The 20,992-nt window shown below is 57.8% G+C and carries 18 protein-coding genes; 15 read left to right on the forward strand and 3 right to left on the reverse strand.

All coding sequences use genetic code 11. The annotated features are described in order from the left end of the window. The first annotated feature begins 46 nt into the window (after positions 1-46). The 6 genes from ABRZ28_RS20115 to ABRZ28_RS20140 all read left to right on the forward strand — a co-directional run bounded on the left by ABRZ28_RS20115 (position 47) and on the right by ABRZ28_RS20140 (position 5,644). Complete coding sequence (locus ABRZ28_RS20115; RefSeq protein WP_330521302.1) at positions 47-1,387, forward strand: aspartate aminotransferase family protein; 1,341 nt, start codon at positions 47-49, stop codon at positions 1,385-1,387. 10 nt (positions 1,388-1,397) lie between these two features. Then, positions 1,398-1,961 (forward strand): carboxymuconolactone decarboxylase family protein, encoded by a 564-nt coding sequence (locus ABRZ28_RS20120; RefSeq protein WP_330521322.1) that lies wholly within the window; start codon positions 1,398-1,400, stop codon positions 1,959-1,961. A 341-nt stretch (positions 1,962-2,302) separates the two neighbouring features. Next, complete coding sequence (gene glnH, locus ABRZ28_RS20125; RefSeq protein ID WP_330521303.1) at positions 2,303-3,055, forward strand: glutamine ABC transporter substrate-binding protein GlnH; 753 nt, start codon at positions 2,303-2,305, stop codon at positions 3,053-3,055. Between the two features lie 63 nt (positions 3,056-3,118). After that, positions 3,119-3,775, forward strand: a complete 657-nt coding sequence (glnP, locus tag ABRZ28_RS20130) for a glutamine ABC transporter permease GlnP (RefSeq protein ID WP_319603946.1) — start codon at positions 3,119-3,121, stop codon at positions 3,773-3,775. A gap of 2 nt (positions 3,776-3,777) precedes the next feature. Then, entirely contained in the window at positions 3,778-4,500 is a 723-nt protein-coding gene (glnQ, locus tag ABRZ28_RS20135; protein WP_319604003.1) for a glutamine ABC transporter ATP-binding protein GlnQ, read from the forward strand. 115 nt (positions 4,501-4,615) lie between these two features. Continuing rightward, on the forward strand, positions 4,616-5,644 hold the full coding sequence (locus ABRZ28_RS20140; protein WP_330521304.1) for a C45 family autoproteolytic acyltransferase/hydrolase: 1,029 nt from the start codon (positions 4,616-4,618) through the stop codon (positions 5,642-5,644). Positions 5,645-5,731: 87 nt separating this feature from the next. Here the strand turns inward: ABRZ28_RS20140 and ABRZ28_RS20145 are convergent, their stop codons facing one another. Both ABRZ28_RS20145 and ABRZ28_RS20150 read right to left on the reverse strand, forming a co-directional pair. Then, positions 5,732-6,988: an MFS transporter gene (locus ABRZ28_RS20145; protein WP_330521305.1), complete on the reverse strand. Its 1,257-nt coding sequence runs from the start codon at positions 6,986-6,988 to the stop codon at positions 5,732-5,734. A gap of 95 nt (positions 6,989-7,083) precedes the next feature. Next, the gene (locus ABRZ28_RS20150) at positions 7,084-7,239 is read right to left on the reverse strand and encodes a hypothetical protein (protein ID WP_330521306.1); all 156 of its coding nucleotides are present in this window, start codon (positions 7,237-7,239) and stop codon (positions 7,084-7,086) included. Positions 7,240-7,612: 373 nt separating this feature from the next. On the opposite strand from ABRZ28_RS20150, the gene ABRZ28_RS20155 reads away from it, so the two are divergent. Next, complete coding sequence (locus ABRZ28_RS20155) at positions 7,613-8,545, forward strand: LysR family transcriptional regulator (RefSeq protein WP_330521307.1); 933 nt, start codon at positions 7,613-7,615, stop codon at positions 8,543-8,545. Here the strand turns inward: ABRZ28_RS20155 and ABRZ28_RS20160 are convergent. Beyond that, positions 8,533-9,621, reverse strand: a complete 1,089-nt coding sequence (locus tag ABRZ28_RS20160; RefSeq protein WP_330521308.1) for an ABC transporter substrate-binding protein — start codon at positions 9,619-9,621, stop codon at positions 8,533-8,535. The genes ABRZ28_RS20155 and ABRZ28_RS20160 overlap by 13 nt on opposite strands. Positions 9,622-10,003: 382 nt before the next feature. Between ABRZ28_RS20160 and ABRZ28_RS20165 the strand changes: the two genes are divergently transcribed. The 8 genes from ABRZ28_RS20165 (at position 10,004) to ABRZ28_RS20200 (ending at position 20,974) form a co-directional block, all read left to right on the forward strand. Next, entirely contained in the window at positions 10,004-11,557 is a 1,554-nt protein-coding gene (locus tag ABRZ28_RS20165) for an ABC transporter permease (RefSeq protein WP_502880480.1), read from the forward strand. After that, positions 11,554-12,363 carry an ABC transporter ATP-binding protein gene (locus ABRZ28_RS20170; RefSeq protein ID WP_330521310.1) on the forward strand — a complete coding sequence of 270 codons (810 nt, stop codon included), beginning with the start codon at positions 11,554-11,556 and terminating at the stop codon, positions 12,361-12,363. The genes ABRZ28_RS20165 and ABRZ28_RS20170 overlap by 4 nt, the downstream gene beginning before the upstream one ends. 13 nt (positions 12,364-12,376) lie before the next feature. Then, positions 12,377-14,167: an aryl-sulfate sulfotransferase gene (locus tag ABRZ28_RS20175; protein WP_330521311.1), complete on the forward strand. Its 1,791-nt coding sequence runs from the start codon at positions 12,377-12,379 to the stop codon at positions 14,165-14,167. A gap of 516 nt (positions 14,168-14,683) precedes the next feature. Then, positions 14,684-15,487: an ATP-binding cassette domain-containing protein gene (locus ABRZ28_RS20180; RefSeq protein WP_319603938.1), complete on the forward strand. Its 804-nt coding sequence runs from the start codon at positions 14,684-14,686 to the stop codon at positions 15,485-15,487. Then, complete coding sequence (locus tag ABRZ28_RS20185; protein ID WP_319603937.1) at positions 15,484-16,326, forward strand: ABC transporter ATP-binding protein; 843 nt, start codon at positions 15,484-15,486, stop codon at positions 16,324-16,326. Before ABRZ28_RS20180 ends, ABRZ28_RS20185 begins: the two co-directional genes overlap by 4 nt. Positions 16,327-16,391: 65 nt before the next feature. Further along, positions 16,392-17,639 carry an MDR family MFS transporter gene (locus tag ABRZ28_RS20190; protein WP_330521312.1) on the forward strand — a complete coding sequence of 416 codons (1,248 nt, stop codon included), beginning with the start codon at positions 16,392-16,394 and terminating at the stop codon, positions 17,637-17,639. Between the two features lie 8 nt (positions 17,640-17,647). Continuing rightward, the gene (locus ABRZ28_RS20195; protein WP_330521313.1) at positions 17,648-19,162 is read left to right on the forward strand and encodes an ABC transporter substrate-binding protein; all 1,515 of its coding nucleotides are present in this window, start codon (positions 17,648-17,650) and stop codon (positions 19,160-19,162) included. A 33-nt stretch (positions 19,163-19,195) separates the two neighbouring features. Further along, complete coding sequence (locus ABRZ28_RS20200; RefSeq protein WP_330521314.1) at positions 19,196-20,974, forward strand: ABC transporter permease subunit; 1,779 nt, start codon at positions 19,196-19,198, stop codon at positions 20,972-20,974. The last annotated feature ends 18 nt before the right edge of the window (positions 20,975-20,992 follow it).

Consider the following 20,992-nt stretch of genomic DNA (forward strand, 5'->3'; position numbering starts at 1 on the left):
AAGATGAACGCATGACACCCCTTTTCGCCATTCAAGGTCTGGTAACATGAGCCGTATTATTCATCGCAGTCTGCTGTCAACACCGATCGTGGCGGCATCCGCACAAGGCGCCTATATCACGGATATCAACGGTAAACGTTATCTGGATGCCTGCGGCGGCGCGGCCGTATCCTGTCTGGGTCACGCGCATCCTGATGTTCTGGCGGCAATACATCGCCAAATCGATACCTTGGCCTATGCCCACACCAGCTTTTTCACCAGCGAGGCGGCGGAACAGTTGGCGGACAATCTGGTCGCCAATGCGCCGGGCGATCTCAATCACGCCTACTTCGTATCGGGCGGTTCTGAAGCCGTGGAAACGGCGCTCAAGATCGCCAGACAATATTTTGTCGAAATAGGCCAGCCGGAACGCACCCTGTTTATCGCGCGCAAGCAAAGCTATCACGGCAACACCCTGGGCGCGCTGGCGGTCGGCGGCAACGAATGGCGGCGTAAAAAGTTCGCCCCGCTGCTGATGAATGTCGCCCGCGTCTCGGCCTGCAATGAATACCGCGACAAAGGCGCAGACGAAACCCAGGCGCAATACACCGCAAGATTACTGAAAGAACTGGAAGACGCCATCATTGAGAACGGCGCGGAAAAAATCATCGCTTTCTGCGCCGAAACCGTGGTCGGCGCGACGACCGGCGCGACGCCGCCGACGCCGGGCTACCTGTCCGGCGTGCGCAAAATCTGCGATAAGTACGGCATTCTTTATATCGCGGATGAAGTGATGTGCGGAATGGGCCGCACCGGCACGCTGTATGCGTTTGAACAAGATAACGCCGTACCGGACATCGTGACGATCGCCAAAGGTCTGGGCGGCGGTTATCAGCCGATTGGCGCGGTTCTGACGACAGATAAAATCGTCGACGCCATCAAAACCGGCAGCGGTCTGTTTCAGCATGGACATACCTACATTTGTCACCCGACGGCCGCGGCGGCCGCGCTGGCGGTGCAGCAGGTCATCCAACGCGACAACCTGCTGGCGGATGTCAAATCGCGCGGACAATATCTGCAAAAGAGCCTGCGCGAAGTCTTGGGGGGATGCGATCATGTCGGCGATATTCGCGGCCGGGGGCTGTTTATCGGGGTTGAACTGGTTAAAAACCGCGCAAGCAAAGAAACCTTTGATCCGGACAGCAAACTCCATGCGGCCATTAAGCGCGCATGCATGGCGAAAGGATTGCTGGTCTACCCGATGGGCGGAACGGTCGATGGCCGATATGGCGATCATATCTTAATCGCGCCGCCGTTTATCGTTAGCGAAAGCCAGTTGGATTTTGTGGTTGAAACGTTAGCCGCCGTCATCCCTGAAGAAATTCAACGTGTGGGAGCGAACCAATAATATGCCGCCGATGAACCGAATGCCGGCCCTGGATTCAGCCAGTTGGGACGCTGAACAAAGAAAACTGGCCGAGGAAATTATCAACGGCCCGCGCGGCGCGCTATTACCGCCTTTCGAACCGCTATTGCGCAGCCCGGAATTAATGAGCCACGCCCAGAAAATGGGAGAATACCTTCGTTATCGCAGCGCGATTGGCCCGCGGCTTTCCGAACTGGCTATTCTCATTACCGCCAGAAACTGGTCGCAAGAGGTGGAATGGGCGATTCATGCGCCAATCGCGGAAAAACAGGGGATCGCCAAAGAGGCGATTGATCGCTTAAATCACCGGCGGGATCCTGAGTTTTATTTAGAAGATGAAAAAGTGGTGTATGAATTCTGCCAGGAACTGCATGACAAAAAAAACATCAGCGATGCCACCTGGCATAAAGCGGTAACATTATTTGGCGAACGCGGCGTGATTGATCTGATCGGTATCAATGGCTATTACACTTTTTTGTCCATGATTATGAATTCATCACACACGCCGGCGCCGGAAACGGTATATCCACTTTTAAAAGAGCAGCAAAAGATATAATAATAAAAACACTAAAATGAGTGCGAAAATATGACCTTCACCAGGGAATCATTATTTTAGTGCAACGATTGGATCATTTTGGTGAAAAAATAAAATACATGAATTACATAAAAATAACGTGTTTAAACTAAAAATAAAAAACCTTTTAAATCAATAATATAAAAACAATAAAAACACAATAAAAAGACGAAAGATAATGCATCCTGGCATACCTCTTGCTAAATACTTATGTCAGTACACAGGTTTATATACTCTAAATAATTCGAGTTGCAGCAAGGCGGCTAACGCCCATGCAATTTTAAGCAGGACGAGTATAATTATCTTACAATGAGGTATTAATTATGAATTTTCTCAGCAAATCATTATTCGTCTCAGGCGCAATTCTGGTCAGCAGTTTTGCTATTTCCGCTCACGCTCAAGACAAATTACTCGTTGGCGTGGATACCGCGTTTGTTCCCTTCGAGTTCAAACAAAACGATAAATATGTCGGCTTTGATATTGATCTCTGGGACGCCATCGCCCAGAAAATGGGCGTCGATTACGACTTAAGACCGATGGATTTCGGTGGTTTAATCCCCGGACTGCAATCCAGGAATATTGATGTCGCCATGGCCGGAATCACCATTACGCCGGCGCGTAAACAAGTGGTGGATTTCAGCGACGGATATTACGATGCCGACCTGCTTATCACGGTTAAAACCAGCGACGATTCAATCATTAAATTCAAAGACTTAACTGGTAAAAAGGTGGGACTTAAGCAGGGAACCGCCGCGGCGAATTATATGAAAGCCAATGTAAAAGCCAACTATGTCGAATTCCCGAATATTGATAATGCCTATCTGGATCTACAGGCCGGTAATATTCAGGCCGTGGTGCATGATACCCCCAACGTTCTCTATTATGTGAAAACGGCGGGCAACGGAAAAGTAAAATCAACCGGCGAAACAGACAGTATGCTACCTCAGCAATACGGTTTTGCCTTGCAGAAAAACAGCAAATATACCGCTGAAGTGAATAAAGCGCTGGCGGAACTAAAACAAGACGGAACTTATAATAAAATCTATATCAAATGGTTTGATAAAGCGCCCAAATAAGCATAAATACCGGCCGGGAGTCTATTCCCGGCCGACTGCTGCGTAGTTGAATTGGATATAAGCATGAATTTTGAATTTAAATATGTATGGGAAGCGATCCCCATACTTCTGCAAGGGTTGGAGTTAACGTTATTCATTTCCGTCATTGGATTGATCGGCGGTTTCGTCATCGGCCTGATCGCCGGAATATGCCGGGCATTAGGGGGAAAAATAACGAAAACCCTTTCATTATTTTTCGTTGAGATTATTCGCGGAACGCCCATTATGGTTCAGGTGATGTTCATCTATTTCGCCTTGCCGATGATCTTACCCGTGCGTATTGATCCCATTACCGCGGCGGTGACGACTATTATCATCAACTCCGGCGCTTATATTGCAGAAATTACCCGCGGCGCGATTTTATCTATTAATAAAGGTTTCCGCGAAGCGAGCCTGGCCATGGGGCTATCGCAAAGAGATACCTTAATTCATGTCATCATGCCGCTCGCGCTGCGAAGAATGATCCCGGCGCTGGGCAACCAATGGATTATCAGTATCAAAGACACCTCTTTATTCATTGTTATCGGCGTGGCGGAATTAACCAGACAAGGTCAGGAGATCATCGCCGGAAATTTCCGCGCGCTGGAAGTATGGAGCGCGGTCGCCGTACTTTACCTGCTGGTCACGATTTGCCTGAGCGTTGTGCTTAAACGGTTGGAAAAAAGGATGCACATACTATGAGTATCGTTGAATTTCAAAAGGTCGCCAAAAACTTCGGCGATACCCAGGTGTTGCATGATATCAACCTGAAAATCGAAAAAGGCGAAGTCGTGGTGATCATCGGCCCTTCGGGTTCCGGCAAATCAACGCTGCTGCGCTGCATCAATAAGCTGGAGGAGATCTCGTCGGGCGCGCTGCTGGTGGCCGGCATGCACATTACCGATGCGCATGTTAATGAATGCGATATTCGCCGTGAAGCCGGCATGGTTTTTCAGCAGTTTCACCTTTTCCCGCATCTGACCGCCCTGGAGAATGTCATGTTCGGTCCGATACGCGTGCGCAAAAGCAGTAAAAAAGACGCCAGGGCGCTGGCTAAACAGCTATTGGATAAGGTCGGTCTGGCGGAACGGGCGGATCACTACCCGGCCGAACTGTCCGGCGGCCAGCAACAGCGGGTTGCCATCGCCAGAGCGCTGGCGGTTAAACCGCAGATGATGCTATTCGATGAACCGACGTCCGCGTTGGACCCGGAACTTCGTCACGAGGTGCTCAAGGTGATGCAGTCCCTGGCGGAAGAAGGGATGACCATGGTGATTGTGACCCATGAAATCGACTTCGCCCGTAAGGTGGCCTCGCGTCTGATTTTTATCGACAACGGCACCATCGCCGAGGATGGCCCGCCGGCGGAACTGCTTACCGCATCCAGAAGCGAACGCCTGAAAACGTTCCTGCAACACGTGTCATAATTAGACATTGACGACGATTCGTTAGCGGCGAGATTGCGATATCCGGGCTTATCGTACCTGGGCCATGTTCAGCAATCGGCATAATCCCTGGTCAATAAACAGTAAAGAGAGAACGATGAAGATGATGACTATCGCTGGCGATCGTTACCAGATTGGCCGCCGGTTGGGCGAACTGGGGCGCCGGGCCTATCAGGAAAAAGTGCGGGCCACCAGCCTGTGGAAAAAAATTGCCGCGTTGCAACAATCGCCTCAGGCGTTGAGCATGCAGGCGTTGGTGCGAACTGATTTTCCCGATTGTTGGCAGGAGTTGGAAGGACTGGCTTCAGGCCTGGCGTGTTCCGTCAGTGAGGTCTTTGCCTGGAACTGCCGCGGAGATTTACTTCCCTCAACGTCTGACGGTTGCAGCACGGTGCTGGGGAGAAGCGCGCACAACGATCTGATCATCGCCCATAATGAAGACGGCTTCCCTCAGTTAAGAGAAGATTGCGCCATCGTGAATATTCAGCCCAATCAGGGGTTGGCCTTTACCAGCTTTTACTATCCCGGTTCCCTCTGCGGCCATACCTTTGCCGTTAACCAGCGGGGGTTGGTCATGACGATCAACAATATTCGCGCGCAGGTGCGGCCCATCGGTTATCCCAGACAGATTCTTGCCCGGGCCGCGCTGGATACGGATACGCTTGACGACGCGCTTGCCATTCTGACGAGCGAGAAGCGTTCAGGCGCGTTTCATCACAGTCTGGCCCAATGCGGCGATCCCCGGTTAATCAGCGTCGAGGCAACCGGTTCAGGCTTCAGCATTCGGCAAGTGACCGGAACGCACGGCCACGCCAATCACCTGATAGAACCTGCGATGAGCGGCGTTGAACAGCTCGTCACTCAGAGTTCAGCCAGCCGTCAGCGGCGTCTGAACGACTGGTTGCGTGAGCGCGGCGACACGCCGCTCGAATGCGCTGAGGCGCTGGCGATATTAAGCGACCGGCAGGATGCGGCGCTGCCCATATTCCGTCAGGATCCCGCCGATCCGGATGAGGAAAATACCCTGGCGACCGCCATCTTTACGCTCTCACCTCAGGCGGTTGAATGGCGTGTATATACTCAGGATCGCCAGAATGCGCGTCTGGAGGGCATGATCAGGCGTTAAATGCACATGGGTCGGATACGGCGTCGGCCGCCGTATCTGCCTGTCCGGCGGCCGGTCGCAACCGATACCTGTTATTTAATCGCGCGACTAATGCGCTACGGCATTTGCCGGTCTGTTTACCGTCCCGGATAAAGTAAATGCCGATATAATGGTAAACGTCAGCGCAATGCCGCCTAACACCAAATAGGTGTCGTTAAAACCGATACGATCGTATAAGCCGCCGGCTATAGACGATAAAAATATCTGCATCAACTGCTTGGAAAACTGAAAACCAACCAGATAAATCGTGGCGGACAGGCGAGTATCGAACGTATTGGAAATATATTTAAAGATACCGATCAATAAAAAAGGCACTTCAAACGCATGCAGCATTTTCAGGATCACAATCTCCACGATCGATGTCGCAAAAGCCGAGCCAAAAATACGCACCGACATAATCACGCCGGCCAGCAGCAATGAGTTTTTCGCCCCGATGCGATTAATGATCCACGGCGTTAAAAACATGATCAGCGCATTAGCCGCTTCACCGGCCGTAGTGACAAAGCCGAATATCCGATTGCCCTGCTCCGCCGTGGCGAAGAAAGATTTAAAAAAGTTGGCGAACTGTTGATCGAAAACATCATAAATACACGCCACGCCTAATACATACAGCACCATCAGCCAAAACTTACGCAGCTTGAACAGATCAACCACTAATCTCATATTAAACTGCGGCGCGTTGGCGCCTAACGCGCTCATCACCTCAACGGTCTTATTATTATCGGTTTTAGCCATCAATAGCAGCACAGCCAGGATAATGGCGGCCCCCGATCCCATCCAGAAGACGATATCCGGGTTCACGCTAAATAATATCCCCGCAGTCGACGCGCAAATTCCCCAGCCGAAACAGCCGAACATCCGCGCCTTGCCGTATTCAAAATGACTTTGACGACTAATTCGTTCGATATAAGCCTCAACGGCGCCGGAACCGGCGTTAAATACAAATCCGATATAGACGCCCCCTAATAACGCGCCCAACACGATATTCACCTTCAACATCGGCGCGAAGACAAACAGAAAAAAAGGCGCGAAAAAGAGCAACAGGAAGGTAATCACCCACAGCAGGTGTTTTTTAATACCCAGTTTATCAGACAAGATGCCAAGAACAGGTTGAAATATAATGGCGAATAGCGACAGGCTGGAAAAAACAATCCCGGTTTCCGTTTTATTTAACCCGATTACCTCATGCAGCCATATGGGTAAAAAAGGGAAACAGGTCGCCATAATGAAGAAATAAAGGAAGAAAAACGTGCCGAATAGCCAAAAAGTTCGATTATTAATATAATAGCATGAAGTTGTATTCATTTTAGTTTCCCTATATCAACGCTATATAAAACATCGAGACGGGCAGAAATAATATTTGTTCCTGCTCATTGATCTTAACTTTCCCTGTACATTCGTTAGGTATCGACATCAAATCGAGCCGCCGCCGGACGGGGTAAGGTCGTTATCTCCGGGGTCATAAAACGCCGCCGGATCGTCTCCCGGTAAAACATTTCCGCCTCAGGCGAATAGCGTGCAATCACTCCCGACTTATCGCTGGTTTCGCGACTCATTACTCCCCCCACAGGCGCTTCTTGATGAAGCCATACTGGATCCGAAACGTTTAGACAGACAACCGAAACGATTCGGATTTGTGATTTGGGTATAAAAATAACTATTCTGTTCGGGAGTCGACACGCCGAAATACCAGAGCGGACGATGATGCGGTATGCGCCAGATCCTGCTTATCGCCAGCCGCATCCTGCGCTACCCTGTGCGGCTCGCCTGTACCGGCAACGCTGTATAGAGAACGCCGGGGGCGTGTCTTACGGCGCATTTCGGCAAACGGATATCGGACGGCCGACATATGTTATGCCTTTTTATTCATTGCGTTGCGTCGGGATTGCGCCTATATCACGCATAAAAAGAAGAGTCAGGTAATAAAGTATGCATCTGGATTTACGGCAATTGCGCAATTTTCTAGCCCTGGCGGAGCACGAGAGTTTTGTGCAGGCGGCGGAAGCCGTTTGTCTGTCGCAATCGGCATTTAGCCGCAGCATTCAAACGCTGGAACAAACCATGGGCCACCCGCTGATCGATCGGCAAAGCAAGCGGTTTGCCCTGACGTGGCAGGGGAAAAAACTGCTGCCTTTCGCGCGCCGTATGCAGGAACTGTCCTGGGAGTTGATCAATGATATGCAGCAAATCAGCGATGAGGGCGGCGGCGAGCTGACGTTTGGCTGCGGCCCGGCGCCGGCGGTGGCGCTAATCCCGCGCGCGGTGGCGCAATTCCACCGGCTGCGGCCGCGGGATCGGGTGGCCTACAGCGTGGATAACTGGCAGTCGTTGCGTCAGCGTCTGTTAGCCGATGAATGGCCGTTTTTCGTCGCCGATACCTGGCACGCCGAGTTGGAAACCACGTTTCGCGTCCAGCCGTTAAGCCAGCAGCGCTGCTTTTTTATCTGTCACCGCGCGCACCCGCTGGCCCGACAGGAAGCGGTCACCCCGGATGAACTGCTGCGCTTCCCGCTGGCGTCGCCCTATCTGCCGGTCGGCATGCGTAAAATTCTGGCGACGCTGACCGGTCAGCCCGATTTCCGCCCGCAAATTCAATGTGATCATATCTATTCGCTGTTCAACGTGCTGTCCCAGACCGAAGCCATCAGTTTCGCCAGCGAAGACGGCCTGGCGCTGGGTCGGCAAAGCCACCAACTGGTGGAGATTCCCCTGACGGAGACGCCGCCGGAATGGGGCGAAATGCGCACCCGTTTCGGCATTATCTCCAACCTGCAAAAGACCCTCCCGCCGCTGGCGCAACTGATGATAGACACGCTGCTTGAGCAGGACCGGCAGCGCCAGTCCGATGACTACTGCGCCTGACCGGCGGCGTTATATTGCGGCCAGACCGCGGCCTGCGGCTGTTCTGACAGCGCCTTATCGACAAAACCGCCGGCGAACCATTCATCGACCGGGTAATCGCGACGGATCAAGCCGGCGTTTTTCGCCCGCTGAATGCTGTCGGCAAAGCTGCTGCGTAAAAACGCATCCAGACGCGGAGAACTCTGGAAATTGAGATCGTTTGGATTCAACTCTTCCTCAAACAGCGCCTTGGGGATCTGGCTCTGTTCCGCCATCAGCGCGATATAGTCCGGCAAATGCGCGGGATCGGCGATCCAACGCGCGTTTTCCACCAGCACGTCGACCAATTGCTGAGTCGCCTGCGGATAACGCTGAATAAAGTCCTCGGTCGCCAGCACCGCGGCCTGCGTGGTATTGGCGCGTCCCAGCTCGCTGCTGTTCGCCACAATGTTGATGCCCTGTTTACGCAGGGTCAGCAATCCGACGCCGCCCCATGCCGCATCCACGCGCTTGGCGGCCAGCGCCGCTTTACTGGCCGTCCAGTCCAGATTAATCACCCGGACATCCCGCTCATTGAGGCCGGCGCTTTTCAACGCCCGTTCGAAAGAGAGCTGATCCGCCGTTCCCTTATAGACCGCTACGCGCTTGCCGCGTAAATCTTCAATTCGCTGAATGCCCGATTCCGGCGTCGCCGCCAGATAGGAATTCGAGCCGCGCGATCCCACCAATACCTTGGTCGGCAAGCCGCCCGCCCGGCCGATAATCGCCGCCAAATCGCCCAGATAGACAACATCCAACTGCTGGTTGGCCAGCGCTTCGTTAACCGCCGGCCCCGCGCCTTTGAAAAACGACCAGTTAATTTTTATTCCCTGCGGTTCAAACACCGCTTCCAACTGGCCGCGAATATGCGCCAGCCCCAGCGGGCCACGGATAAACGGCTTGCTGCCCGCGCTTTGATCGGGCAGGCCGATACGGATCTCCGTCGGCTGGTTTTCCGCGGCCTGAGCGCCGGCGGAAAACATCAGGCCGGCCAGCATCAGCGAACCGACTATGCGCTGAGCGACTCTCCGCCAGCGGCTTACTGCTTTTTTCTGCATTACCGAACTCCACTAATCAAGACTGTTGCCATCAAACTAGCGAAACACGGCGACGCGTTTTAAATAACATTTCCTGCTTTATTCAGTAAAAAAAATCATATGGCCGATCAGTTTCCGCCAGCCTGCCGGCGGCGGCGCATCAACCGCTGGGCGCCGACGCCGGTAAATAACGGGCGCGGCGAGAAAAGCCGGCGCAGGCGCGGCTGGAAACCCGGCGGTGAGAAATTCGCCTTCAGACGGCAATCATGCAGCTATGCATTTTTTGCACGTCCGCTATCGGATTAATGCATTGGCCTTCGGCGCTAAAACCTGTTTTTTATTCTTTATTAATCCGCTCCGGCTGGTTTCGATAAAGAAAATGAATAAGGTTATTGTGCTGAAAATGTTTCCATTGACCTGGCCCACGCTGCCGAAAGCAGCGTTTTATCCTCTGGTCGTGCCGCTCGGCCTGCTGTTGCTGTGGTTCATCAGCAGCCGGCAGGGCTGGATGCCGCCGCAGATCCTGCCCCCGCCGGCGATGGTCGCCCGCACGGCGGCCGAACTTTGGCAGGGCGACCTGCTGTCGCAGTTGCTCGTCAGCCTGCGTCATCTGTTCGCCGGCCTGCTGGCGGGCGTGCTCGCCGGTACCCTGCTGGGGGCGCTGATGGGCGCCTCGCCGCGCGCCGCCGGTCTGCTGCACCCGACGGTCTATGCCCTGGCGCAAATCCCGACGCTGGGCTGGATCCCGCTGTTCATGGTGCTGTTCGGCATCGACGACGGCCTGAAGCTGGCCGTGATCGTCAAAGCGGTGATTGTGCCGGTCACGCTGCATACCCAGAGCGGCGTGAGCAACATTCCCCATGCATTACTGGAAGTCGCCCGCACCCTGCGCCTGCCCTGGCGGCAGCGGCTGATTCGCCTGACGCTGCCGGCCATGCTGCCGGTGTGGCTGGTCGGCCTGCGGCTGGCGCTGTCGCAAGCCTGGGTATCGCTGATCGTGGTGGAACTGCTGGCGTCGTCCCAGGGCATTGGTTATCTGCTGGTCTGGGGCCGTCAGTTGTTTCAACTGGATATCGTGTTCGTCTGTATCGCGGTCATCGGTCTGGCCGGGCTGGCGATGGAATGGACGATCAACCGACTGGAGCAGCGGCTGGTCTACTGGCCGCATCCGCCGGTCAGCCGGCTGAACGCTCAGCCCTCTCGCTGGCTGAACGGTTTACTTTTGCCCGTCGCGCTGCTGGCGCTCTGGCGTCACGCCAGCCTGGCCGGCTGGGTCGACGCCGCGCTGCTGCCGCCGCCGTCCGACGTGCTGCACACTCTGATTCAGGGGCTGCGCGACGGCGTATTGCTGGACGCCATGCGCCACAGCCTGATGCGCGCGCTGGCCGGCGCCGCAGTCGGCGTCAGCGCCGGTCTGCTGCTTGGCATTGTGCTGGGTCTCAGCCCGCGCGCCGATGCAATGATTACCCCCACCGTCGCCACGCTGCGCCAGATTGCGCTGTTCGCCTGGCTGCCGTTGCTGACCGCCTGGGTCGGCAACGGGGAGGCGGGCAAGGTGGCGTTCGTGGCGCTGGCCGCCTTCTTTCCCATGCTGGTCGCCAGCCATCGGGGAATTCGGCAGCGCTCGCTGCAACTCCAGGAGGTGGCGCAGGTGCTGCAACTTTCGCTGGCGCTACGGCTGCGCGTGCTGATCCTGCCGGGCGCGGCGCCGGCCATTTTCGCCGGTTTACGCCTGTCGCTGATTTATGCCTGGCTCGGCACCATCGGCGCGGAATATTTCATGGCGTCGAACATCGGTATCGGCAGCCTGATGATTAACGCCCAGCAGTTGCTGGATATGCCTACCATCATCAGCGGCATGTTGCTGATCGGCATCACCGGCGCCGCCATCGATCGCGCCGGTCTCAGTCTGGAAAAACGCATGACCCGCTGGCGCACCGCAGGAGAATCCGCATGAGTTCCATCGACATCAACCACCCGCCGGTGGTGCAATTTGAACATTTGACCAAGCAATTCAATGTGAAAGGCCAGCCGATGACGGTCATCGAGGACTTTTCGCTCGCCCTCTATAGCGGCGAGCTGGTGGCTATCGTCGGCAGCAGCGGCTGCGGCAAATCCACGCTGCTGCGCATGCTGGTCGGGCTGGATAACGACTATCAGGGCGACATTCTGGTCGACGGCAAAGCGGTCAACGGCATCAGCCGCGACCGCGGTATGGTATTTCAGGAGCCGCGACTGTTTCCCTGGCTGACGGTGCGACAAAACATCGCGCTGGGACTGGCGCAGGAAAAACAAAGCCAGGCAACGCGCGAACGGCTGATCGACCATTTTATTCAGTTGGTTCACCTCGGCGAGTTTGCCGACGCCCTGCCCGCCCAGCTCTCCGGCGGCATGGCGCAACGCGTCGCCATCGCCCGCGGGCTGGTGGCCAACCCGCGCATCCTGATGCTGGATGAACCCTTTGGCGCGCTGGACGCCCTGACCCGTCAACAGATGCAGCAGGAACTGCGGCGCATCCATCAGGCGGAAGGCACCACGACGCTGTTGGTGACGCACGATGTGGAAGAAGCGGTCTACCTGGCCGACCGCGTCGTAGTGCTGGCGCCGCGCCCCGGCCGCATCCGCCATATCGCCGCCCTCAGCCAGCCGCACCCCCGTCGGCGGGACAGTCCGGCTTTTCATCAACAGTGCGGCGAGCTGCTGTCGCTGTTAACGCATCCCGACACGCCGGCGTCGCCGGAACCCTCACTGACCTCTTTCTGAATGGAGCTTTACCATGGGACATCCTTCCGTCTACCCCACCGGCACCACCATCTATGACCCGGAGAAAGCCTGGGGCGGTTATACCGTCTTTCAGGCGCTGGAAAGCGGCGCCGTGCTGATCGACATGAACGGCGCCGAACTGCGCCTGTGGGAAGGCCTGCACGGTTTTCCCAATAAAATCCTGCCCGGCGGCTACATTCTGGGCCACAGCGGCGAACGCGATCCGCGCTACGGCATGCAGGATATGGTCGATCTGATCCAGGTCGACTGGGAGGGCAATATCGTCTGGAAATTCAACGGCTATGAAAAGATCGCCGATCCCGACCTGCCCGTCGAATGGATGGCGCGCGCCCATCATGACTATCAGCGCAGCGGCAATCCGGTGGGCTACTATGCGCCGGGACTGGAGCCTCAGTCGATTGGCGGCAATACGCTGATTCTGGCGCACAAAAACCTGCGCAACGATCGCATCAGCGATAAATTGCTGCTCGACGACACCATCATTGAAGTGGATTGGCAAGGCAATATCCTGTGGGAGTGGCGTTGCAGCGATCACTTCGATGAATTGGGCTTTGACGACGCGGCGAAAAGCGCCATCTACAATAACCCCAATATGCGCAAGAGCGGCGGCGGCATGGGCGACTGGATGCACATCAATTCGATGTCGGCGCTCGGCCCCAACCCATGGTTCGATCAGGGCGATACCCGCTTCCATCCCGATAACATCATCTGGGACGCGCGTGAATCCAATATTATCGCCATCATCGATAAGCAAAGCGGCGACATCGTCTGGAAACTGGGGCCGGACTACAACACGCCGGAGCTGAAGCATCTGGGCTGGATTATCGGCCAGCATCACGCCCACATGATCCCCGCCGGATTGCCCGGCGCAGGCAATATTCTGCTGTTCGACAACGGCGGCTGGGCGGGTTACGGCGCGCCGAATCCGGCGTCCGCCGACGGCGTTAAAAACGCCTGGCGCGACTACTCGCGCATACTGGAAATCAACCCGGTGACGCTGGATATCGTCTGGCGCTATTCCCCCTATGAAGCCGGGCTGCCGCAGCCGACCGACGCGTTCCGCTTCTACAGCCCTTATATCAGCAATATTCAGCGCCTGCCCAACGGCAATACGTTCATCAACGAAGGGGCGAACGGACGCATTTTCGAGGTGACGGCGGAACACGATATCGTGTGGGAATATATCTCGCCGTACTGGGGGAAAACCGTCAACACCAATATGCTTTATCGCGCCTATCGCGTGCCTTATGACTGGGTGCCGCAACTGGCGCGTCCGCAGGAGACCCCGGTAGAAGCGCCGGATAACACGCGCTTTCGTCAGCCGGGCGCCGCGCAGCCCGGATTCGCCAGCGTGATCCGCGTCGACGGCGTCCGTCCTTACAAGAAAAGCGGCGATGCGCTGTGCGTGGCGACCGACAGCGAAGACCTGAAGCGCAGCCCCAAATTGTTTACCGTCAATCGTTCGCGCTTCACGCCGCTGGACGAAAGCGCATGGGAAGATCTCAGCCGGCAGCCGACGCCGCAGATCTTGCTGGTCGGCGCGGAGCGCTGCGTCCACTGCAAGAGCCTGTACAAACAGCTGGCGACGGTGCTGGACGAAGCGGCGTACCGCCAGCTAGACAGTCACTATCTGGATGCCGATCGTCATGTCGAACTGGCGCAACGCCTCGCGGTGCGATCGCTGCCGACGCTGCTGTGGCTGGAACAGGGCGAGGTCAAAGCGCGCGTCAACGGCGTGCAGCAACCGCAGGCGCTGCGCCAGTGGCTGAGCAATGTCGGATAATCCTGAGTCAGGCATTGATAACCCAGACCTCCCCTTCGCCTGTCTTTTATACACAAATGCAGGGAGCGCTGATGGGGTTGGTTGTTATGCGGCGTAAAAAATTATGCTGAGGAGATAGCAGGCTTAGGATGAGCCGCATGGATGCGGCGAAAGCTTGCGCCACGTCGGGAACGTGTCGCAAGCGGTCCGTTAAGCCTGATACCGACGAAGGCACCGCGCAGCGGCATAATTTAGCCGCAAGCCCGGGTTCATAGGGGGGTGGCGTTTGACCCCCCTATGTCGGGCGCGTGCTACGACGTAGCATGGAAATGGCGGCATTGTGGCGCACGAAACTGCCTCTGAGTCCGCATAAAAACGTGACTAAAAAACAGTCGCCGAGGAGGAAAACCGCAACGATATCCGGTCATCGGAAAATAATTACGTTCGGGCGACCCTGCGCAATATTTCTTTTGCATTATCTCGTTTCATTTTGTTATGTTATTACATAACGAAAAACAATGACGATATTCAGTGATAATGACGAACAGCGACAACCCGGCCGATAGCGTATTAGAGGTGGATAACCTCGGTCTGTCCATTGGCGCGGAATGCAAAATCAGCGGACTCACCTTTCGCCTGCGCGCCGGAGAAAAAGTTTGTCTGATCGGCGCATCCGGTTCCGGTAAATCGTTAACCGCCAAAATGGTGATCGGCACGCCGCCGGCGGGCTGTCGCATCAGCGGACAAATCCGGGTCAACGGCGTAGACGTGACGCACCGACACGCCCTTGCCCGGCCGGTTGGCGCACGCGTGTCCGCGGTATTTCAGGACTCGTCCACCGCGCTCAACCCGCTGATGACGCTGGGCAAACAGTTGTCGCTGGCGTTGGCGGCCTCATCGCCGGCTGAACTCGCCCTGCTGCTCGACGACATGGGACTGGGCGATATTCCCAACCTGCAACAGCGTTTTCCAGCCGAGTTGTCCGGCGGTCAGCGCCAGCGCGTCTGCATTGCATTGGCGCTGTTGGGACGCACCCGTTTGCTGGTGGCCGATGAACCGACGACCGCGCTGGATGTCATTAGCCAACAGCAGGTACTACGGGTGTTGCAGGAGCGATGCGCGCAACCTTCCGCGCCCGCCCTGCTCTTTATCACGCATGATATCGCCGTCGCCGCGCAACTTTGCCAGCGCGGGCTGGTGATGGAACAGGGCCGTCTGGTTGAAGACGGCAGCATGGCGCAATTACTGAATGCGCCGCGACATCCTTATACGCGTCGTCTGGTCAGCGCCGCTCGCCAGGCCGATCTGTCTCTGCCCGACGTGGGAGCCCTTGCCGGATGAGCCGACATCTACACGACGTTTCCATCCCCTTTTTAAGTATGGAACGCGTCAGCCGTTATCGCGCCGCGCCGCGGTTCCCGTGGCGAAAAGCCGCTGCCGGCAACGCCATCTTTCTCGATCTGTCGCTAAGCCTGCAACGCCGTGAACATGTTGGTCTGGTCGGCGTATCCGGCTGCGGCAAATCCACGTTGCTGAAAACGCTGCTGGCGTTGGACACGCCGGACAGCGGCACGATACACTGCGACGGCCAATTGGTGCGGCCCGGTTCCGTTCGCTCGCTGCTGTGGTATCGCCGTCGCGTGCAGTACATTCCGCAGGATCCGGCCGGCTCGCTGGATCCGCGCAAACCGGTCGCCTCGCTGATTGCCGAGCCATTGAAACGTCTGAGATGCGGCGAAGACATTTCGTCATGCGTGCGCGACGTGATGGATCAGGTCGGCCTGAGCGTCGGCTTATTGGCGACCCCTGCCGGTCTGCTGTCGGGCGGACAGGCCCAGCGAGTCGCGATAGCCCGCGCGCTGGTGACGCGTCCTGATTTTTTACTGGCTGACGAACCCATTAGCGGGCTGGATTTACCGCTGCGGGAACAGATAAAAAGCCTGCTACAGCAGGTGACGTTGCAAAATAATATGGGATTGCTGATGGTGTCGCACGACATCTCAATGATCGCCGGTTTGTGCGAACGCATGCTGGTCATGGACGAGGGACGTATTATCGAAGATCGCCCGACGCCCGATGTGCTGGCGGCGCCGCGGCATCCGCAGACTCGTCGGTTACTGGCGGCCATCCCTTCGTTAACTACGCCCTTTCACACCGTCGCCGACCGTGCGGCGATGTGAAAAATGCAAGGCATATACCCCATCGATTTCACGCTGCCGGGTATTTTGAATTAATGGATGATTCTATGTCAGATCTCGCAAACAACCGTGCCGTTCAGCCTTACCCGCCGCTATTACTGGGCAGCCAGTTGGTTTTCAATATCGGTTTTTATGCCGTCGTTCCCTTTCTGGCCATCTTCCTGCGTGACGACATGCTGCTTTCCGGCTGGACGATCGGGCTGATTATCGGCTTAAGAACCTTTTCGCAGCAGGGCATGTTTCTGGTTGGCGGCGCGCTGGCCGACCGGTTCGGCGCGCGGGGCATTATTCTGTGCGGCTGCGTGGTGCGCATTGCCGGCTACCTGTTGCTGGCGCTGTCGGATTCGCTGTGGCCGATTATCCTCGGCGCCTGTCTGACCGGCGTGGGGGGCGCGCTGTTCTCGCCGTCGATTGAAGCGCTGATGGCGCAGGCGGGAACCCACAGTGAAAAACAGGGCAAACGCAGCCGTTCGGAATGGTTCGCGCTGTTCGCCATCTGCGGCGAACTGGGCGCGGTGCTCGGCCCGTTGCTCGGCTCCATGCTGGCCGGATATGGTTTCCAGCGAGTCGCGCTGGCCGGCGCACTGGTCTTTTTACTGGCGCTGTTCATCCTGTTTTTCAGCCTGCCCGCAACGCCGCGCAACCAGTCAACCCTGCATATTGCGCCCTGGTGGCAGACTTTCCGCCAGCGACGTTTTGTGGCGTTCATCATCGCCTACAGCGCCTATCTGTTCAGTTATAACCAGCTCTATCTGGCGCTGCCGGTGGAACTGCATCGCGCCGGCGGCAGCGAAAAGGATCTCGGCCCGCTGTTTGTGCTGGCCTCGCTGATGGTGATCGCCCTGCAACTGCCGCTGGCGCGGTTCGCCCGCCGTCAGGGCGCGGCCCGTATGCTGCCGCTGGGATTCGCCCTGCTGTCGGCGTCGTTTTTCAGCGTCGCGCTGTTTGCTCCCCTCGCGCCGGGAGAAGGCTGGCTGCGCCTGCTGCCGGCCATCTGCCTGATTAGCCTGTTGACGCTGGGGCAGATGCTTATCGTTCCCGTCGGCATGGATCTTATTCCGCATTTCGCCAATAACCATAACCTCGGCGCACACTACGGCGCGCTGGCGTCGATGGGCGGCGTGGCGGTGCTGACCGGCAATTTTCTACTCGGCGCGCAGCTTGACCTCGCGCTGACGCCATCGCCGCAGGCGGCGATCCCCTGGCTGATGCTGGCGACCGTTCCGTTGTGCAGCGCATTGGCGATGGTGCTGATTTGCCGTCCTTTTAAACATCCTCATTTTTTAAATCAATAGGATATCCGATGAATGCTCGCACCTTACGGCCGCTTTCCGGTCTGCTTTGCGCTACCCTGCTGCTTGCCGGCTGCTTCAATGAACCCGAGGAGAAACAGGCCGCCGATGGCGGCGGCCGCTTAAAGCTGGCGATGCTGCAACCGCCGCGTTCCGGCCTGACCCCGCTGAGCGATGATGCCTTTAAACTGTCGCGCTGGAGCACGGCGGAGACGCTGGTGACGCTGGATCCGCTCGGCGAAGCGCAGCCGGCGCTCGCCACGCAATGGCGGCAAATCGATGATAAAAGCTGGCGTTTTGAACTACGCCCGAACGTCCGTTTCCATGACGACAGCGCGCTGAACGCCGCGACGGTGGTCAACGCGCTCACAGTCGCCGCTTCCGCCGCGCCGAAACCGCGCATCCTTGACGGCGTTCAGATGACCGTCGCGGCGGACGGCGATAATGCGGTCATCGTATCGACCGCCACACCGGATCCGCTGCTGCCGCAGCGTCTTTCCAGCCCGCAGTTGGCCATTTTATCCGCCCGCGCTTATGGCGAAAACGGCGTGGTTAACCCGCAGAACGCCGGCAGCGGCCCCTTTGTGCTGCGCAGCGTGAACGGCACCAGCGGCGCCGCGCTGGACAGATTCGAGGGATACTGGGGCGACAAAGCGCAGGCCGACGGCATCGACGTCAGTTTTGTGCCGGACGGCGCGGCGCGCGCCGCCGCATTACGTACCGGCGCGGCCGATATCGTGGAAGCGATTCCGGTCTCTCAGGCGCCGTTGCTGGATCAGAAACTGGTGCATGAAGTTCCGATGCCGCGCACCAATACGCTTTACCTCAATACCCGGCAGGGAGCGATGCAAGATCCGGCGTTGCGCGCGGCGGTGCGTAACGCGGTGAATCGCCAGCAACTGGTGGACAACGTTTATGAAAAACGCGCGGACGTGGCTCAAGGATTGCTGGGGCCGGCGCTGCCGTGGGCCGCTACTCTGCGTCAGCCGGTCGCCAATCCGGTCGCGGCGGCGGCGCCCAACGGCGTCAGCATCACGCTGGCGACCTTTAGCGATCGCGCAGAACTGCCCGAAGTCGCGGTGTATCTGGCGCAACAGCTTACCGCCGCCGGTTTCACGGTAAAACAGGTGGTGCGCGAATATGCCCAGATTGAGTCCGACGCGCTGGCGGGCAAATTCGATGCCTTCATTTTATCCCGCGCCACGGTGCTGGACTCCGGCGATCCGGTGGCCTACCTGTATAGCGATTTCTCCTGCGAAGGCTCTTTCAATATTTCCCAGCTCTGCCGCCCGGAAATCGACCAGGCTTTGCGGCAGGCGGCCGCCATTCCGGCGGGCGACGCCCGGCGTCAGGCGATTATGCGCGCGGAAAATCTGATTTTAGCCAGCGACGCGGCCATCCCGATGCTGCATGAACGGGTGATCCAGGGCGAAAGCGCACAGGTCGTCGATGCGCTGCGCGATCCGCGCGAACGCGCCTTGATCAACAGCGCCACCCGCATCGACCCGAAGAAAACAACCGAGTAACGCCCGTATCGCCCTAATGAGTGAAAATCCGTCATGAGTGAACCTTTATATTGCCGCACCTGCGCCGGGGTCGGCCGCACCCTGCCGCCCCGTTACGGCATGCTGATCCCGTTGTTTTCCCGCCTGCTGACGCTGGCGGGCATCGTCGCGCTGATTGGCATCTTGCCGTGGCTGTCGGGGCAGGATCCGGCGTTGGCGCTGCTGCGCGCGCGTTCCGGCGATCAGGAAGCCACGGCGGAAACCCTGAATGCGATCCGCCAGTCGCTGGGGTTGGATCAGGGGCCGTTGCGGCTGCTGGCGAACTGGCTTGGCGGATTGCTGCGCGGCGACGCGGGCAACTCTTGGGTATCGGGACGGCCGGTCTTACCGGGGATGTTGCAGGCGGCGGGCGTCTCGTTGACTTTGATGGCGTCGGCCGCGCTGGTCGCCTTTTCGCTGGCGGCGTTGCTGTGCGCCAACACGTTCCGGCAAGGATTGCGGGGACGGATCCGTCGCTCAAACGGTCTGTTCGCCGCCATGTTCACCGCGCTGCCGGAATTTCTGCTGGCCTCGTTCCTGTTGATTGTCGGCGCGGTCTGGCTGCAATGGTTTCCGCCTTACGGCTGGAATGGGCCGTATTATGCGGTATTGCCGTCGCTGGCGCTGGGCATTCCCGCCGGCGGCTATCTTGGCCGCATTATTGCCGATGCGCTGACGACGACATTCAGCGAGAGCTGGCTGACGACCTGGAACGTGGCGGGGATCGGCCGCCGCCACCTTGCGCTGGCGGTGCTGAAGCGCACCTTGCCGAGCGTCATGCCGCTGGTGGGACTGGTTTTAGTCTCCCTGACCGGCGGCGCCATCGCGGTGGAAAAAGTGTTCGCCATACCGGGACTGGGCCGCGCGACGCTGGGCGCGGCGGCGGCGCAGGATCTGCCCGCGCTACAGGCGGGCGTGCTGATTTTACTGGTTATCGCGTCGATTGCCGGCATGGCCGCCGCCGGCGTGCGGTGGCTGATACTTGGCCGCGCGCTGAACAGCGGCGCGATGCCGGTGCCGGCGGAAAACCAGATGACGGCCTCGCGCTATGCCATCTGGCTGCCGGTCGTTTGTCTGCTGCTGTTAATCGCGCTGCTGATCGCCGGGCTGCCGCGCGATCCCTATACCTCCGCGTTTTTACGTTTGCAAACGCCCTCTTTCGCGCTGCCGTTCGGCGCCGATGCCATGGGGCGCGATCTGCTGGCCCGCGTCGCCCACGGTACGCTGAATACCTGCCTGCTGGCGTTCATGGTGTCGCTGGCCTGCCTGGCGATTGGCTTATTGATCGGGCTGTTCCCGCGCCTGTTCATCGGCCCGGTGGAAGTGACCAATGCCCTGCCCCCGGTGATCGCCGGCCTGCTGGTGGCGGCTATCAATGGCCCGACGGCCGCGGGCGCGGCGATTGCGGTGACCGCGGTCAGTTGGGCGCCGCTGGCGGCGCACACCGCGGCGCTGGTGTCTGAAATAAGCGCCCGCCCTTACATTCGCATGCTGCCCGTGCTCGGCGTCGGGCCGGCGCGGCGCAGTCTGTTTTACGTCTTGCCGGCGCTGGCCGGGCCGTTGTTCCGTCATGCCATGCTGCGGCTGCCGGGTATCGCGCTGGCGCTGGCCTCGCTGGGATTTCTGGGGCTGGGGGCATCGCCGCCGACGCCGGAATGGGGGCGCGTGCTGGCGGAAGGCATGCCCTATATCGAACGGGCATTCTGGGGAGTGCTGGCGCCCGCCGCCGCCTTGAGCATTCTGTCGATCCTGGCGGTCAGCGCCGCCAATCTGTCCGGCTCGACAAAACATTAAAAAACCAAAGGTTCGTTT

This window comes from Brenneria sp. g21c3 (assembly GCF_040240345.1).
Taxonomy (GTDB): domain Bacteria; phylum Pseudomonadota; class Gammaproteobacteria; order Enterobacterales; family Enterobacteriaceae; genus Brenneria.

Coding starts and splice junctions, on each gene's coding strand:
- ABRZ28_RS20115 (WP_330521302.1), top strand. CDS start 47: ATGAGCCGTATTATTCATCGCAGTCTGCTGTCAACACCGATCGTGGCG.
- ABRZ28_RS20120 (WP_330521322.1), top strand. CDS start 1,398: ATGAACCGAATGCCGGCCCTGGATTCAGCCAGTTGGGACGCTGAACAA.
- glnH (WP_330521303.1), top strand. CDS start 2,303: ATGAATTTTCTCAGCAAATCATTATTCGTCTCAGGCGCAATTCTGGTC.
- glnP (WP_319603946.1), top strand. CDS start 3,119: ATGAATTTTGAATTTAAATATGTATGGGAAGCGATCCCCATACTTCTG.
- ABRZ28_RS20140 (WP_330521304.1), top strand. CDS start 4,616: ATGAAGATGATGACTATCGCTGGCGATCGTTACCAGATTGGCCGCCGG.
- ABRZ28_RS20145 (WP_330521305.1), bottom strand. CDS start 6,988: ATGAATACAACTTCATGCTATTATATTAATAATCGAACTTTTTGGCTA.
- ABRZ28_RS20150 (WP_330521306.1), bottom strand. CDS start 7,239: ATGAGTCGCGAAACCAGCGATAAGTCGGGAGTGATTGCACGCTATTCG.
- ABRZ28_RS20155 (WP_330521307.1), top strand. CDS start 7,613: ATGCATCTGGATTTACGGCAATTGCGCAATTTTCTAGCCCTGGCGGAG.
- ABRZ28_RS20160 (WP_330521308.1), bottom strand. CDS start 9,621: ATGCAGAAAAAAGCAGTAAGCCGCTGGCGGAGAGTCGCTCAGCGCATA.
- ABRZ28_RS20165 (WP_502880480.1), top strand. CDS start 10,004: ATGTTTCCATTGACCTGGCCCACGCTGCCGAAAGCAGCGTTTTATCCT.
- ABRZ28_RS20170 (WP_330521310.1), top strand. CDS start 11,554: ATGAGTTCCATCGACATCAACCACCCGCCGGTGGTGCAATTTGAACAT.
- ABRZ28_RS20175 (WP_330521311.1), top strand. CDS start 12,377: ATGGGACATCCTTCCGTCTACCCCACCGGCACCACCATCTATGACCCG.
- ABRZ28_RS20180 (WP_319603938.1), top strand. CDS start 14,684: ATGACGAACAGCGACAACCCGGCCGATAGCGTATTAGAGGTGGATAAC.
- ABRZ28_RS20185 (WP_319603937.1), top strand. CDS start 15,484: ATGAGCCGACATCTACACGACGTTTCCATCCCCTTTTTAAGTATGGAA.
- ABRZ28_RS20190 (WP_330521312.1), top strand. CDS start 16,392: ATGTCAGATCTCGCAAACAACCGTGCCGTTCAGCCTTACCCGCCGCTA.
- ABRZ28_RS20195 (WP_330521313.1), top strand. CDS start 17,648: ATGAATGCTCGCACCTTACGGCCGCTTTCCGGTCTGCTTTGCGCTACC.
- ABRZ28_RS20200 (WP_330521314.1), top strand. CDS start 19,196: ATGAGTGAACCTTTATATTGCCGCACCTGCGCCGGGGTCGGCCGCACC.